We start from the raw sequence: 15,777 nt of genomic DNA, 5'->3' as shown, positions 1-15,777 counted from the left end.
CCTGATACTAAACAGCGGGGCGGCTTTACGCCGCCCCGCGTCAAACGCTTGCTTACGATCAGTCAGCCTTGTCGAACTGCTCTTTGAGCAGTGCGCCAAGCTTGGTCGTACCGGTGGAAGCGGATGCGTAGTCGACGATAGCCTCCTGTACATCTTCCTCGTCCTTTGCACGGATCGAGAGCGCCAGCTGGCGACCCTTGCGATCCATACCCGTGAACTTGGCTTCGACCTTGTCGCCCACCTTCAGATGCAGTGTGGCATCTTCGATGCGCTCCTTCGCGATGTCGTTGGCGCGCAGGTAACCCTCGACGCCCTCGCCCAGATCGATCACAGCGCCCTTGGCGTCAACTTCCTTGACCGTGCCATTGACGATGCTGCCACGCGGATTTGCTGCCATGAACTGACCGAACGGATCCTGCTCCATCTGCTTGATGCCGAGGGAGATGCGCTCGCGCTCCGGGTCCACTGCCAGCACCACGGCCTCGATCTCGTCGCCCTTCTTGAAGTTGCGCACGAGGTCTTCGCCAGACATCTGCCAGGAAATGTCGGACAGGTGCACCAGACCATCGATGCCGCCGTCCAGACCAATGAACACACCGAAGTCGGTGATCGACTTGATCTGACCGGAAACCTTGTCGCCCTTCTTGTGCATGGCGGCAAACGCTTCCCACGGGTTCGAGCGGGTCTGCTTGATACCCAGCGAGATGCGGCGACGCTCCTCATCCACGTCCAGCACGGTGACTTCTGTCTCGTCACCGACCTGAACCACCTTGGCCGGGTTGACGTTCTTGTTGGTCCAATCCATCTCGGACACGTGCACCAGGCCTTCCACGCCCGGCTCGATCTCGACGAAGCAGCCGTAATCGGTGACGTTGGAGACCTTGCCGAACAGGCGGCTGCCGACCGGGTAACGGCGGGCAATGGCGACCCAGGGGTCGTCGCCCAGCTGCTTCAGGCCCAGCGAAACGCGGTTGCGCTCCTTGTCGTACTTCAGCACGCGCACGTCCAGCTCGTCGCCGACGTTGACCACTTCGGACGGATGACGCACACGCTTCCACGCCATGTCGGTGATGTGCAGCAGGCCGTCGATACCGCCCAGATCCACGAACGCGCCGTAGTCGGTGAGGTTCTTGACGGTGCCCTTGACCACGGCACCCTCGGTCAAACGCTCAAGCAGCTTCTCGCGCTCCTCGGAGAACTCGGTCTCGACGACGGCGCGGCGGCTGACCACCACGTTGTTGCGCTTGCGATCCAGCTTGATGATCTTGAACTCGAGTTCCTTGCCCTCGAGGTAAACCGGGTCGCGCACGGGACGCACATCGACCAGCGAGCCCGGCAGGAATGCGCGGACGTCCTTGATGTCGACCGTGAAACCACCCTTGACCTTGCCGGAAATCATGCCGACGATGGTCTCTTCCTTGTCGAACGCCTGCTCCAGGTCGTCCCACACCATCGAGCGCTTGGCTTTCTCGCGCGACAGCTTGGTCTCGCCGAAACCGTCTTCCAAAGCTTCGAGGGCTACCTTCACCTCGTCGCCTACCTGTACCTCCAGCACGCCCTGCTCGTCGCGGAACTGCTCGATCGGGACGATGCCTTCGCTCTTCAGGCCAGCGTTGATCACGACGACGTCATTGCGGATTTCCACAACGATGCCGGTGACGATGGCGCCGGGCTTCAGCTTGGAGATAGCCTGTTGGCTCTGTTCAAACAGTTCGGCAAAACTTTCAGTCATGTTGATTCCATAGTGGGAAAAGACCGTTGTTCGCAGCGCCACTGGTGTGTTGCGTACGAGTCAATCGGTCCACCGGTTGAGGGTGTCTTCAGGTGGTTCCTCTGGAACCGACCGTCGCCACCGTTGGCCAAAATCCCTGCCTGGGCAGGGCGCAGAAACCGCCGCGCAACCTTCACTTCAAGGGTGCACAACGGCGAGTACTTTCGCGACGACGTCCTCGATACCCATGCCGGTGGTATCCACCAGCAGTGCATCTTCGGCAGGCTTGAGCGGCGCGACCGCCCGCGATGCATCGCGGCTGTCACGCGCCTCAATTTCGCGCTGAAGGCCGCCAAGTGTAACGCTGAGTCCCTTTTCCTTCAACTGCTTATAGCGCCTTTTCGCCCGTTCGGCGGCGCTTGCGGTAAGGAAAACCTTGAACCCGGCATCGGGAAAGATCACCGTCCCCATGTCGCGTCCGTCCGCCACCAGCCCGGGCGCCTTGCGAAAGCCCAGTTGCAGCGCCACCAAGGCCTCACGTACCGATGGCATTGAGGCGATCGCCGACGCCGCTGCCCCGGCGGTCTCGGTGCGCAGCTCGTCGGTGGCGTCATGGCCGTTGACGACGACCCGGGTCAGGCCGCCATCGCTGGCCGCTCGGAACTGGATTCGGGTGCCTTGGGCGCAGCGGGTCACCGCATCCACGTCCGACAGGTCCAGCCCTTCCATGCCGGCGGCATAACCCACCGCGCGATACAGCGCCCCGGAATCGAGCAGACGCCAGCCCAGATGCTCGGCCACCAAGGCACTGATCGTGCCCTTGCCCGATCCCGACGGCCCGTCGATGGTGAGTACGGGAACGGGTGAGGCATGACTCATGGCAATTCCTGGCTGAACAGAAGAAAGCGAAAGTTTAACGCGTTGACCCCGTTTGGAACGCGTGCTATCTAGCCGTTCTCCTTTGCTCAAAATCTTCCCAATTCACCTTATGACCGATCTTCGCCGCGAGTTCGACCAAGCCGCCGAGGACATCCAGCGACTGGATATACGCCCGGACAATGACACCCTGCTGAAGCTGTACGCCCTCTACAAGCAAGGCTCGGAAGGCGATATGCAGCGGGCCCAGCCCGGCTTTTTCGACTTTGTCGGCACCGCAAAGCACGAGGCTTGGGCGCAGCTCAACGGCGTACCCGAACAAGAAGCCATGCGCCGCTACATCGCCCTGGTGCACCAGCTTCTGGCTTGAGGCTCTCGCATAGGCGGTCCTGACCGCTAGGCGGTCCTAGCCGCATATAGTCGGTCCTGGCCGCCCCTCCCCCAGTTCGTTATCCCTGCGAAGGCAGAGGCGCTTCTCAACAGCGAAACTGGTCAACCCAGCAACCTCAAGCTGCTTGCCGAGCACGGGCTCTGGGCCCCTGCCTTCGCAGGGATGACGAGCAAGGTGTGGTTTCCGCACGCCCCTGCGGTCTCCTGGGCCTCAAGCCCCTCAAGTCGCCCTGCTCGCACGCGGCGCTTGCTTTTCGGTACCCAACACCGGCACATTCATACGATCGTTTGATTCGGCGCCCGATCGCATGGATTACCCCAACCTGTTCGCCCCGCTCGATCTGGGCCATGTCACGCTGCCCAATCGCATCCTGATGGGCTCGATGCATACCGGGCTGGAAGACAAGGCCAGCGATTACGACAAGCTGGCCGCGTATTTCGCCGAGCGCGCCCGAGGCGGGGTCGGCCTGATGGTCACCGGCGGTATCGCGCCGAGCATCCAGGGCTGGCTGAAGCCGTTCGGCGGGCGCCTGTCGATGCCCTGGCACGTGCCGCGACATCGCAAACTCACCAGCGCCGTACATGCCGAAGGCGGGCTGATCTGCATGCAGATACTGCACGCCGGGCGCTATGGCTATCAGCCACTGTCAGTGGCGCCGTCGAAGATCAAATCGCCGATCACCCCGTTTACCCCGCGTGCGCTGTCGTCGCGCGGCGTGGAGCGCACCATCGACGCCTTCGTGCATTGCGCGAAGCTGGCGCAGGACGCCGACTACGACGGCGTCGAGGTGATGGGTTCGGAAGGCTATCTGATCAATCAGTTCATTGCTGCGCGCACCAACCATCGCAACGACGCATGGGGTGGTGACGCAACCCGCCGCATGCGCTTCGCGATCGAAATCGTGCGCCGCACGCGCGCAGCGGTCGGTCGCAACTTCATCATCATCTACCGGCTGTCGATGCTCGATCTGGTCGAGGACGGCCAGGACTGGAGCGAGATCGTGACACTGGCCAAGGCGATCGAAGCGGCCGGCGCCAGCATCATCAATACCGGCATCGGATGGCATGAGGCGCGCGTACCTACCATCGTCACCAGTGTTCCGCGGGCAGGCTTTGCCTGGGTCACCAAGAAACTCAAAGGCGAGGTGGCGATCCCGCTGATCACGACCAACCGCATCAACATGCCCGAGGTCGCCGAACGCATCCTTGCCGATGGTGCCGCCGACATGGTTTCGATGGCGCGCCCCCTGTTGGCCGACCCAGCCTGGGCGAACAAGGCCAAGGGCGGTCGCAGCGATCGCATCAACACCTGCATCGCCTGCAATCAGGCCTGCCTCGATCACGTATTCCAGAACCGCCGCGCCAGCTGCATGGTCAACCCGCGCGCCTGTCACGAAACCGAACTGAAGATCGAACCAGCCAGTGTGCGCAAACGCATCGCCGTGATTGGCGCCGGTCCCGCGGGCATGGCGTGCGCCAGCACCCTGGGCGAGCGCGGCCACGCGGTAACCCTGATCGATCGCGCTACCGAAATCGGCGGCCAATTCAATTACGCCAAGCAGATTCCCGGCAAGGAAGAGTTCCACGAAACGCTGCGTTATTTCGGTCATCAATTGAGCGACACCGGCGTCGACGTGCAACTGGGAAAGGCGGCCGATGTTGCATCCATGCGTGCCGGCGGCTATGACGAAGTAGTGATCGCCACCGGCATCACACCACGCAGCGTGAGCTTTCCCGGCAGCGATGATCCTCGTGTATTGAGCTACCTCGATGTATTGGCACAGCACCGACCGGTGGGCGCGAAGGTGGCGATCATCGGCGCAGGCGGCATCGGCTTTGATGTAGCGGAGTTTTTGGTCGAGCACGCGCCATCGCCCACCACCGACGTTGCGCGCTGGACACGCGAATGGGGGGTCGACATGCAGCTGGCCAACCGCGGCGGCCTGGAGAAGCCCCAACCGGAAGCGCCGGCCCGGCAGATCTGGCTATTGCAGCGCAGCGAAGGTCGCCCCGGCGCACGGCTCAACAAGACGACCGGCTGGGTGCACCGGGCCACGCTCAAGGCCAAGCACGTGACGATGCTGGGCAAAGTCAGCTATCAGCGTTTCGACGATGAAGGTCTGCACATCACGGTTGACGGCACCGCGCAGATCCTGCCGGTCGACAACGTGGTGATTTGTGCCGGACAGGAACCGAATCGACGCCTGGCTGACGAGTTGATCGCGGCCGGCGTGAAAGTTCATGTCATTGGCGGGGCCGATGTGGCCGCCGAACTCGACGCCAAACGCGCAATCGCCCAAGGCACAAAGCTTGCCAGCGACCTTTAGGGAAACGCAGAAACGCCGACGCCGCTGTCGGTTGGACAGCGGCGTCGGGGAGCAGAAAAAAAAGCGCCCCGCGGTGCGACGCATCAATATGGGCTCAAGGGGGGTAAGCCAGATATCGTATTTAGCGTCGCTGCGGGGCGAGGGTCACCACCACTAGGGGGAGGGGGAAGTGGTGGGACGGATGAGAGTTTATGATCGACGCAATAGAGTATCCAATATATATTTAGAGCCTAACTAATTCGATATCGCTATATATTTGCTATATGTTTGACTTTCGCCAGCTGCGCTATTTCATCGCCGTCGCCGAAGAGCTGAGCTTCACCCGCGCAGCCATCCGCCTGCACCTGTCCCAACCTCCCCTATCCCAACAGATTCAGGCGCTGGAGCAGGACTTGGGCGTGCGCCTACTTGAGCGCAACAAACGCAATGTGGCACTCACGGAACCGGGCCGGGTTTTTCTGGAGCAGGCGCGACAGATCCTGGCCAAGGCCGACGAGGCGCGCAGCCACGTGGTTGCCGCTGCCGCCGGCTACAGTGGCCAGCTGCGGTTGGCGTATACGGTGTCGGTCTCGTTTCATCCGGCGCTGCCACAAACCTTGCTGCGCTACGGCCAGGTTGCGCCCAATGTCCTTTTACAGCTCAGCGAGATGTACACCGAGCCACAGTTCGCGGCACTGCTGGCGGGCCAGATCGATGTCGGCTTCGTGCGGGATGAGCCTACCCATGCGCAGGACGCTCGCAATCTGCGGCTGAGTGTCATCGATCGCGAACCCCTGCTACTCGCCATGCCCGCTCGTCATCCGCTGGCAAACCGCAGCAGCTTGCGCCTCGCCGAAGTGGCTGCTGACCCGTTTGTGTCGCAACCGCGCGAACTCGCCTCCACGCTTTATGACCGGCTGGTCAGCTTGGCAACCAGGGCGGGTTTCCAGCCGCTGATTGGTCAGCACGCGCAGCAGATCAATGGCTTGCTGGCTCTGGTCGCTGCCGGCCTGGGTCTGGCTTTGGTGCCCGCCTCCATGCGCGCGGTGCGACTGGCTGGCGTGAGCTACGTGCCGCTGGAAGACTCCGATGCGTATCTCTTGCTGGCCGTGGCCTGTCGCAGCGACGACCATTCGCCCGTACTGCAGCAGTTCCTTTCAACGGTCGCCGAATCCGCCGTCGCCTTAGGCTTGTGATAAGCCACGCAAGCCGTTACACTTGCGCGCTTAACTAATCCCCGTTTAGTGTCAGGAGCTGGCCGTGAAGGTGCTTAACTCTTTGAAGTCCGCCAAGTCGCGGCACCGTGACTGCAAGGTTGTGCGTCGTCGCGGCAAGGTGTTCGTGATCTGCAAGAGCAACCCCCGTTTCAAGGCTCGTCAGCGCTGATCCCAGCGTTACGTGTCGATGAAAAGGCCGCACATGTGCGGCCTTTTTTGTGGGTGGCGCTCGGGAAGCGCGCCCGGGAAGCCGCTGCAACCGCTCAGCGTGATCGCTCCGCGCGGCACGACATCCAGAACAGCACGGCCGCAATCGACAGCGAAACCCAGTAGTCGCTAGGTGCCGGACCCCACCAGTGGATATGCCAGGGGATGTAGCGCGGCGCGAAATGCGCCACGCCATAGGCAGGGTTCAGCACGAACCACAGGAAATCCTCGCTGATCCAGAACAGCATGATGCAAGCGAATACGCGCGCCTCGGCACGCCAGCTCCAGTTCCCGGCAAAAGCCAACGGAAAATGGAAGAACAGCGCCATGCACGGAAACAGCCAGGCGTGATAGCCGGTCATCGGGCGGCCACCCCAGAAAATATCCAGCAACCAGTGATGCTCGATGCGCCAGGTCGGCAGATTGGCCGCCCAACCCGCCGCGCCTTCGATCTGGATCTCGACGTGGGCAAAGAATAAAGCCAGCAGTACAGTCCAGCCGAGTGTCAGCAACAGCACCAGGGGCTGTGTGGATACTGAAGCTGTTCTGCGAGTGCCAGGGAATCGCTGATCCGGCCGACGCATGCTCAAGGACACGCCTGTATCGCCGCGGGCTGCTGGCAGTCAAGCTGCGCCTGCACGATCTCAAGCACGCGTCGCGCCGCCTGCGGCTGGCCCAGGCGACGTGCGCAGTCACGCATCCGCAGCAAACGTTCCGGTTCGGCCAGCAATTTAAGAACCCGGTACTCCAGCGAGATCAGGTCTACAGCCTTCAGTGCCGCGCCCTGCTCCAGCACGTAGTCCGCATTGCGCTCTTCCTGACCGGGGATCGGCGCATACACCACCATCGGCAGTCCCATCGCGAGGCATTCGGAGGTGGTCAGCCCGCCGGGCTTGGTGATCACCAGGTCCGAGCAAGCCATCAGCTGTGCCACCTCGTTGGTGAAGCCGAAGGGGAACAGCCGTGTCGGATGCTCCGCGGCCTGAGTCTTCAGCCGGCCCAGCGCAGCTTCGTTGCGCCCTGCCAGCACGATCAGCTGGAAATCGTGCTCCAACCGCATCAGTGCCGCCGCTACCTCGTCGAGCTTGCCGACGCCGGCGCCACCGCCCATCAGCATGATGGTGCGCCGTGTCGGATCGAGGCCGAAGCGTTCGGCGCAGGCACGGCGGTCTTGTGGCACGGTGAACGCTGGCATCACCGGAATGCCGGTGGTGTGGACGCGTTCGGCGTCGATGCCATTCGCGCGCATGCGGAAGGCAATTTCATCACTCGCGGCAAAGAAGCCGGTCATGTGTGGGATCACCCACATGCCATGCAGGTCGAAATCGGTGACCTGGACCCACACCGGCACCGACATCCGTTCGCGCTGGATGTCATGCATCAGCATTTCGGCGGGCAGAAAGTGAGTGCAGACGATAGCGTCGGGGGCAAATGCATTGATCGCTCTGCGCAGATCGCCCGTACTGAGACGCTCGACGGCGCGCCGCAGCTTCTGCATCGGGCTATCCGGATCGGCATCGGAGCTGCGTTGGTACAGCATGCCCCACAGGGTCGGATAGCTGTTCACCAGCAAGATGTAGAAGTCGGTATATAGCTTGCGGAAGGCTGACGGAACGAAGCCCATCGCATCCAGGTGCATGGTCTCGATGTGCGGCAGGTTTGCCTGCGCGGTGAGGTGCAACGCCTCGGCGGCTCGCATATGGCCTGCACCGGCCGAGACACTGAGAAACAGAATTTTCTGCTGCGGCATGTCTCGATCCGTTGTCAGAGGCTCATCACAAGGCGGCCACGCCGCCGACTTTACCGGGCCGCGCGCAAGCGGCGGCCGGCAATCTCAAACCCAGCTTCAGGAATAACGCACACCGGTGATTTCGTAGTGCTTCACGCCATTGGGCGCTGTGAACTCGAAGCTGTCACCGGAGCTCTTGCCGATCAACGCACGCGCGATCGGTGAAGACACGGCAATCAGTTGCCGCTTGATGTCCGCTTCCAGGTCACCGACGATCTGATAGGTGACGGCCACGCCGGTGTCCTCGTCTTGCAGATCCACGATCGCACCGAACACCACACGGTTGCCGGGATTGAGTCGCGACACATCGATGACTTCGGCCGTGGACAGCGCGCCTTCCAGCTCCGCAATGCGGCCTTCGGCGAAACTTTGCTGATCGCGTGCGGCGTGGTATTCGGCGTTCTCTTTGAGATCACCGTGCGCACGCGCCTCGGCGATCGCCGCGATAATGCGCGGCCGGTCGACAAATTTCAGACGATCAAGCTCGGCGCGCAAACGCTCCGAGCCTTCTTTGGTGATGGGGGCGCGACTCATGCGCTCAACTCCTTGTGCAGTTCCTGCAGGCTGTGCACCTCGCCATCGCTGCGGAAATCCAGCGAATGCACGAGCGCACGGGCGCCTGATACGGTAGTGGAATAAGTGACGCGGTGCTGCAGGGCCTCGCGCCGGATCGAGAACGAGTCGGCAATCGCCTGCTTGCCCTCAGTCGTGTTGACGATATAGACAATCTCGCCGTTCTTGATCAGATCGACGATATGCGGCCTGCCTTCGAGCACCTTGTTGATACGCTCGCAGACCACGCCGTGTTCGGCCAGATAACTGGCGGTACCGGACGTCGCGACCAAGTTGAAGCCGCGCGCAATGACTTCTTTCGCTACCGGCAACAGGCGCTCCTTGTCGCTGTCGCGTACCGACAGGAACACCTTGCCCACCGTCGGCGGTTTGATACCGGCAGCCTCGTGACCGCGGGCAAAGGCAGCGCCGAAACTGCGGCCCACACCCATCACCTCACCGGTCGAGCGCATCTCGGGGCCGAGGATCGGGTCCACATTCTGGAACTTCAGGAACGGGAAGATTGCCTCCTTCACCGAGTAGTACGCGGGGATCACTTCGTGCGTCGCACCCAAACTGGCCAGCGTACGACCGGCCATCACGCGGGCGGCGATCTTGGCCAGCGGCACACCGGTCGCCTTGGACACGAACGGCACGGTACGCGAGGCGCGCGGATTCACTTCGAGGATGAACACGGTGTCGCCCTGAATCGCGAACTGGGTGTTCATCAAGCCGATCACTTTCAGCTCGCGCGCCATCAGCGCGACCTGGCGACGCAACTCGTCCTGCACCTCGGCAGACAGCGAGTACGGCGGCAGCGAGCACGAGGAATCGCCCGAGTGCACGCCCGCTTCCTCGATGTGCTCCATGATGCCGCCGATCAGCACGTTGCCGCCCGCATCGGCAATCACGTCGACGTCCACCTCGACCGCATGGTCGAGGAAGCGGTCCAGCAGTACCGGCGAATCGTTGGATACCTTCACCGCGTCGCGGATGTAGCGCGACAGGTCGGCGTCGTCATGCACCACTTCCATCGCGCGCCCACCAAGCACGTAGCTCGGCCGCACCACCAGCGGGTAGCCGATCTCGCGCGCCAGCGCCAAGGCCTCGTCGGCATTGCGGGCCGTACGATTCGGCGGCTGCTTCAGGCCGATCTTCTCGATCATCTGCTGGAAGCGCTCGCGGTCCTCGGCCAGGTCGATGCTGTCCGGGCTGGTGCCGATGATCGGCACGCCCGCCGCTTCCAGCGCACGTGCGAGCTTCAGCGGGGTCTGGCCGCCGTACTGCACGATCACACCCTGCGGTTTTTCCAGATGGACGATTTCCAGCACGTCCTCGAGCGTCAGCGATTCGAAATACAGGCGATCGGAAGTGTCGTAGTCGGTCGAGACGGTCTCCGGATTGCAGTTGACCATGATGGTCTCGTAGCCATCCTCGCGCAGCGCCAGCGAGGCATGCACGCAGCAGTAGTCGAACTCGATGCCCTGCCCGATGCGGTTCGGACCACCGCCAAGCACCATGATCTTTTTGCGATCGGTCGGTGCCGCTTCGCATTCTTCCTCATAGGTCGAATACATGTAGGCGGTGCTGGTGGCGAACTCGGCCGCGCAGGAGTCCACGCGCTTGTACACCGGCCGGACGCCTAGCGTATGCCGCAGATAACGCAGGGCGGCTTCGTCGGTGTTGACCAGTTCGGCCACTCGCGCATCGGAGAATCCGAGTCGCTTGAGTTCGCGCATGCGCGGTTCGTCGAGTGCCGTCAGGCCCTGCTTGGCAATCTCCGCTTCGGTCAGCACGATGTCCTCGAACGCCGCGAGGAACCATGGGTCGACCCGGCTCAGGTTGTGCACTTCTTCCAGCGACAGGCCGGCGCGGAACGCATCGGCGAGATGGAATACACGATCCGGGCGCGGTTCGCGCAGTTCACGCTTGAGCGTGGCCAGGCCCGCCTCAGTCGTGATGTCCAGGCCTGTTGGATTCAATCCGGTCTTGCCGATTTCCAGCCCGCGCAGTGCCTTCTGCAGCGATTCGTGGAAGGTGCGCCCGATCGCCATCACTTCGCCCACTGATTTCATCTGGGTGGTGAGGCGAGCGTCGGCTGACGGGAATTTCTCGAACGCGAAGCGCGGAATCTTGGTGACGACATAGTCGATGGTCGGCTCGAACGAGGCCGGCGTGAGACCGCCGGTGATGTCGTTCTTCAGCTCGTCAAGCGTGTAGCCGACAGCCAGTTTCGCCGCGATTTTCGCGATCGGGAAGCCGGTGGCCTTGGAGGCCAGCGCCGAGGAACGCGACACGCGCGGGTTCATCTCGATCACCACTACGCGACCGTTCTCGGCATTGATGCCGAACTGCACGTTGGAGCCACCGGTATCCACGCCGATCTTGCGCAGCACCGCGATCGACGCATCACGCAGGCGCTGGTATTCCTTGTCGGTGAGCGTCTGCGCCGGCGCGACCGTGATCGAGTCGCCGGTGTGCACGCCCATCGGATCGAGGTTCTCGATCGAGCACACGATGATGCAGTTGTCCGCGGTGTCGCGAACCACTTCCATCTCGAATTCTTTCCAGCCCAGTACGGACTCTTCGACCAGCACTTCGCCAACGGGGGAGAGTTCCAGGCCGCGCTTGACGATCTCCTCGAACTCTTCCTTGTTGTAAGCGATGCCGCCACCGGAACCACCAAGCGTGAAGCTTGGGCGGATGACGGTCGGGAAGCCCACTTTGGCCTGTGTCAGCAGCGCCTGCTCGTAGGTGCGCACCACCTCGGCCTTGGGACAATCCAGCCCGATCTCGGCCATCGCGACACGGAACAGTTCCCGGTCTTCGGCCATGCGGATCGCTTCGCGCGAGGCGCCGATCAGCTCGACGTTGTACTTCTCCAGCACACCGTTGTCGGCTAGGTCGAGCGCGCAATTGAGACCGGTCTGGCCGCCCATCGTCGGCAGCACCGCGTCCGGGCGCTCCTTGGCGATGATGCGTTCCACCGTCTGCCAGTTGATCGGCTCGATGTAGACCGCGTCGGCAGTCTCCGGGTCGGTCATGATCGTGGCCGGATTGGAGTTCACCAGGATCACCCGGTAGCCCTCTTCCTTCAGCGCCTTGCAGGCCTGTGCGCCGGAGTAGTCAAACTCGCAGGCCTGGCCGATCACGATCGGGCCAGCGCCGATGATGAGGATGCTCTTGATATCGGTACGCTTGGCCATCTCAGCGGGCCTCCTGCATCAGTGCCGCAAAACGTTGGAACAGATAGCCCATATCGAGCGGCCCGGGACTCGCTTCCGGATGTCCCTGGAAGCAGAACGCGGGTCGGTCGGTCAGCGCGAAACCCTGCAGCGAACCATCGAACAGCGAGGTATGCGTCACCCGCACATTCGCCGGCAGCGTCGCCGGGTCGACCGCGAAGCCGTGATTCTGCGAGGTGATCAGCACGCGCCCGTCGTCCAGATCCTTCACCGGATGATTCGCACCGTGATGGCCGAATTTCATCTTCAGCGTCTTGCCGCCGACCGCCAGCCCCATCAGCTGATGGCCGAGGCAGATGCCGAACAGCGGAATCTTTGAATCCAGCAACTCGCGGGTTGCGACGATCGCGTAGTCGCAGGCGGCCGGATCACCCGGACCGTTGGACAGGAACACACCGTCCGGCTTCATCGCCAGCACGTCGGCCGCAGGCGTCTGCGCCGGTACGACGGTGACATCGCAACCTTGCTCGGCCAGCAGGCGCAGAATGTTGTGCTTCACGCCATAGTCGTAGGCGACGACCTTGAAGCGCGGACCTTGCGTTGCATTCGCCGGCTGATTGAAGGCGGTGCCATCCAGGTCGTAGATGCCATCCTTCCATTCGTACGGCTTGGTGGTACTGACCACCTTGGCCAGATCCATCCCGTTCAAACCCGGAAAGGCGCGCGCCTTGGCCAGCGCCACTTCGGTGTCGACCTGCTCGCCCGCCATGATGCAACCGGACAGCGCGCCCTTGTCGCGCAGAATGCGGGTCAGTCGGCGAGTGTCGATGCCGGCGATCGCGACCGTGCCATGTCGCTTGAGATAGTCGGGCAGGCTTTCGGTACTGCGCCAGTTGCTGGCCCGGCGCGGCACGTCGCGCACGATCAGGCCGGCTGCATGGATGGCGGTGGACTCGACATCTTCGGCGTTGACGCCGGTGTTGCCGATATGCGGATAGGTCAGCGTGACGATCTGCCGCGCATAGGAGGGATCGGTGAGGATCTCCTGGTAACCGGTCATCGCTGTATTGAAGACCACTTCGCCAACGGTTTCGCCAGTCGCGCCCACGGCGTGACCGTGAAACACGCTGCCGTCTTCGAGGGCCAGCAGAGCGGGAATAGGCATACGTTAACCGCCTTTTAGATGCAGCAAGATCCGCAAGCCGCATGATTGCTGGCTTGTGGGGCTTGGGAGGGAAAGGATCAGGGCGGGTTGAAATGATAAGTGGCGGAGCGGTTTCTGTCCACCTTACGTTGAATGAACCACGCGTGTTCAGCATGACAACCGTGTGGCAGCCAGCGCTACACTAAGCCCCATTTCAAAGGAGTTGAATGCCCCCATGAGTGCTGTCGTCCTGCTCGATCCCGCCCGCCTCGATCGCCCGGATACCACGGTTCAGCAGGAACCCTTCCCGTTCATGGTTGCGCACGGCCAGTTGCCTGATGAAGCACGCAACGACCTGGATCGCGATTTTCCTCGTTACGCCAGCGCCGGATTCTTTCCTTACGACCCGAACGATTGCGGCCCGTCGGTGAATGCGCTGATCGAAAACATGACCACGCCGGCCTTTGCCAGCGCCGTCGGCAAGCGCCTGGGCATCGACAACCTCGGCCAGTATCCGACCCTGGTCACGCTGTGCCGCCTGCTCAACAAGCGCCACGGCACCATCCACACCGACAGCAAGTCCAAAGTGGCCACGGCACTGATTTATCTGAACGCGCAATGGCCGGATACCAGCGACGGTTGCCTGCGGTTTCTGCACAAGATCGACGATATCGACAGCGTCGTGGCGCCCGAACTGGCCCCACTGTATGGCGAATTTGCCGTGTTCAAGCGCTGCGAAAACTCATTCCATGGCCATCTGCCCTACGAGGGCGAGCGGCGGGTGATCCAGGTCGCCTGGCTCACCAGTGAGGAGGAGAAGCTGCGCAAGACCAAACGCGGCAAATTCTCGCGCGTGTTCAAAAAGCTGTTCGGCAAGCTGGATACCAAGCTGGGCGCCAAGCGCGATCGCAACGCTTCGCATCCCGATTGATACGGGGTTTGATTGATACTGGGTTTATAGAGGCGCGGCTTGGTTGAAGCCGTGCCTCAGCGGGCGAAATGCCAGCCGGCAAATGCCGCAAATACGCCGTACAGCAAGCCGACTGGAAGCAACCAGCGAGCATCGACCCGACCGCGGTGGAACTGCCACCACAGGTAGACGATAGCGAGCGCGGTCACCACACCTGCCGCAATCAGCGGCGCATCGAACAGCCATGGCGTCGCAAACAGGCCCAACGAACTGGGGATAGTCGCCTGGATCATCATCGCCCCTGAGATATTGGCCAGCGCGAGGCGTTCTTTGCCCTGACGCACCCAGATCAGCGCGTTGACGGTCTCCGGCAATTCAGTGGCGACCGGGCTCAATACGAGTGCCACCAGATGTGCGGGCAGTGCGAAGGCTGCGCCAATCGCTTCGAGCTGATGGACGAAGAGCCGCGATGCCGCCGCAATCACCAGCAGCGCCGCGACTGTCTGCGCGGCTACCCAGCGCATGGCCGGGTCTTTCTGGTGTGGGCGAAACTTCAGCGGCTCCAGAATTTCCTCGTCCGGTGCGCTGTCATCGCTACGCACCTCGCGCCACACGTACAGCGCGTAGGCCGCCAGAAACAACACGCCCAACCACGGCTTGAACGCGAACGCGATCAGACCGAGGCCAACCTTGATCACAAAAATCGCGAGGAACCACGACTGATCGCGCGCCAGCCGTTCATGATCGACCCGGATCAGGCGATCAGGGCGCTTGAGTCGCCGCAGGTTGAACCATAGCGCGGCTCCCACCACGGCATAGGCGATCGTCGCCAGCACCAGCGGCCCGCCCATTGCAGCGCCCACGCCGATATCGCGGGCCTCGGATGTCTTGCCGAACATCACCGCGACAAAGGTCACTGCGCTTTCCGGCAGCGCCGTGCCGAATGCAGCCAAGACCGTACCGGTGGCGGTCGCGCCCAGCTTGAGCTTTTGTCCAAACCACTCGACGCCGTTGACGAAATATTCGCAGGCGAAATAGATCGCACCGGCCGAGGCGAGAAACAGACACAAGGTGAGCAACATGGGAAATGCACTGGACCGGGCGAGCAGAAAACCCATGGCTCAACGACATCGCTCGCCCGGTCGGGTGAGGTGTCGATGGCCAAAGGTCTCGCCGGGCTGGGCCGCTACCAGACGGTAAACGGCAGCTGATCGCACCATGGCGCCAATACACCGGCGACCAGGTCTGTTGATGCGAACGCCTCAGGGGACGAGGCTGGCTACTCCCCAATGACAACGGGTCGATGCTAGCGGTACTGCGCGCGGGGCACAAGCAAGACGCAGGTCGCGAGTGTAGGAGCGCACCCTGTGCGCGATGCTCTTGTGGATCTGCTTTTTGTGGGAGATTCTATGTTTGCATGCAAGTGGTTTGGGGTAATTTGGGTTGATACTGCGAATCGGTCTTGAGCAGTGCGAAGGCGATACGGGCGA

Annotated in this window: 13 protein-coding genes and 1 riboswitch; of the genes, 5 read left to right on the top strand and 8 right to left on the bottom strand. The window is 62.2% G+C overall.

Annotation, left to right across the window (positions count from 1 at the left end):
• Window positions 1–58: 58 nt before the first annotated feature.
• Window positions 59–1,732, bottom strand: coding sequence for a 30S ribosomal protein S1 (rpsA, locus tag HDE77_RS13775; protein WP_184418087.1), 1,674 nt, complete (start codon window positions 1,730–1,732; stop codon window positions 59–61).
• A gap of 177 nt (window positions 1,733–1,909) precedes the next feature.
• Window positions 1,910–2,590 (bottom strand): (d)CMP kinase, encoded by a 681-nt coding sequence (cmk, locus tag HDE77_RS13770; RefSeq protein ID WP_184418085.1) that lies wholly within the window; start codon window positions 2,588–2,590, stop codon window positions 1,910–1,912.
• 109 nt (window positions 2,591–2,699) lie between these two features.
• On the opposite strand from cmk, the gene HDE77_RS13765 reads away from it, so the two are divergent.
• The 4 genes from HDE77_RS13765 to ykgO all read left to right on the top strand — a co-directional run bounded on the left by HDE77_RS13765 (window position 2,700) and on the right by ykgO (window position 6,669).
• On the top strand, window positions 2,700–2,957 hold the full coding sequence (locus HDE77_RS13765) for an acyl-CoA-binding protein (RefSeq protein WP_184418083.1): 258 nt from the start codon (window positions 2,700–2,702) through the stop codon (window positions 2,955–2,957).
• A 328-nt stretch (window positions 2,958–3,285) separates the two neighbouring features.
• Window positions 3,286–5,304 (top strand): NADPH-dependent 2,4-dienoyl-CoA reductase, encoded by a 2,019-nt coding sequence (locus tag HDE77_RS13760; protein WP_184418081.1) that lies wholly within the window; start codon window positions 3,286–3,288, stop codon window positions 5,302–5,304.
• Between the two features lie 263 nt (window positions 5,305–5,567).
• On the top strand, window positions 5,568–6,479 hold the full coding sequence (locus HDE77_RS13755; RefSeq protein ID WP_184418079.1) for a LysR substrate-binding domain-containing protein: 912 nt from the start codon (window positions 5,568–5,570) through the stop codon (window positions 6,477–6,479).
• Window positions 6,480–6,543: 64 nt separating this feature from the next.
• Entirely contained in the window at window positions 6,544–6,669 is a 126-nt protein-coding gene (gene ykgO / locus HDE77_RS13750) for a type B 50S ribosomal protein L36 (protein ID WP_184418077.1), read from the top strand.
• Between the two features lie 94 nt (window positions 6,670–6,763).
• Here ykgO and HDE77_RS13745 read toward each other — a convergent pair whose 3' ends face one another.
• The 5 genes from HDE77_RS13745 to carA all read right to left on the bottom strand — a co-directional run bounded on the left by HDE77_RS13745 (window position 6,764) and on the right by carA (window position 13,398).
• Window positions 6,764–7,225, bottom strand: coding sequence for a hypothetical protein (locus HDE77_RS13745; protein WP_221444286.1), 462 nt, complete (start codon window positions 7,223–7,225; stop codon window positions 6,764–6,766).
• A 68-nt stretch (window positions 7,226–7,293) separates the two neighbouring features.
• Window positions 7,294–8,457 (bottom strand): glycosyltransferase, encoded by a 1,164-nt coding sequence (locus HDE77_RS13740; protein ID WP_184418075.1) that lies wholly within the window; start codon window positions 8,455–8,457, stop codon window positions 7,294–7,296.
• Between the two features lie 96 nt (window positions 8,458–8,553).
• On the bottom strand, window positions 8,554–9,030 hold the full coding sequence (gene greA / locus HDE77_RS13735) for a transcription elongation factor GreA (protein WP_184418073.1): 477 nt from the start codon (window positions 9,028–9,030) through the stop codon (window positions 8,554–8,556).
• Window positions 9,027–12,254, bottom strand: coding sequence for a carbamoyl-phosphate synthase large subunit (gene carB, locus HDE77_RS13730; protein ID WP_184418071.1), 3,228 nt, complete (start codon window positions 12,252–12,254; stop codon window positions 9,027–9,029). Before carB ends, greA begins: the two co-directional genes overlap by 4 nt.
• A gap of 1 nt (window position 12,255) precedes the next feature.
• Entirely contained in the window at window positions 12,256–13,398 is a 1,143-nt protein-coding gene (gene carA / locus HDE77_RS13725; protein ID WP_184418069.1) for a glutamine-hydrolyzing carbamoyl-phosphate synthase small subunit, read from the bottom strand.
• 214 nt (window positions 13,399–13,612) lie between these two features.
• Here carA and HDE77_RS13720 point away from each other — a divergent pair, with 214 nt between their 5' ends.
• Complete coding sequence (locus HDE77_RS13720) at window positions 13,613–14,308, top strand: 2OG-Fe(II) oxygenase (RefSeq protein ID WP_184418067.1); 696 nt, start codon at window positions 13,613–13,615, stop codon at window positions 14,306–14,308.
• Between the two features lie 56 nt (window positions 14,309–14,364).
• Here the strand turns inward: HDE77_RS13720 and HDE77_RS13715 are convergent, their stop codons facing one another.
• Window positions 14,365–15,405 carry a sodium:calcium antiporter gene (locus tag HDE77_RS13715; protein WP_255482719.1) on the bottom strand — a complete coding sequence of 347 codons (1,041 nt, stop codon included), beginning with the start codon at window positions 15,403–15,405 and terminating at the stop codon, window positions 14,365–14,367.
• Window positions 15,386–15,587, bottom strand: a riboswitch (yybP-ykoY riboswitch). (Overlaps the previous gene by 20 nt.)
• Window positions 15,588–15,777: the final 190 nt, after the last annotated feature.

The organism is Rhodanobacter sp. MP7CTX1 (assembly GCF_014205795.1).
In the GTDB taxonomy this organism is placed as follows: Bacteria; Pseudomonadota; Gammaproteobacteria; order Xanthomonadales; family Rhodanobacteraceae; genus Rhodanobacter.
The sequence above is the reverse complement of the archived record's forward strand: the minus strand, read 5'-3'. Positions and strand labels throughout refer to the sequence as shown.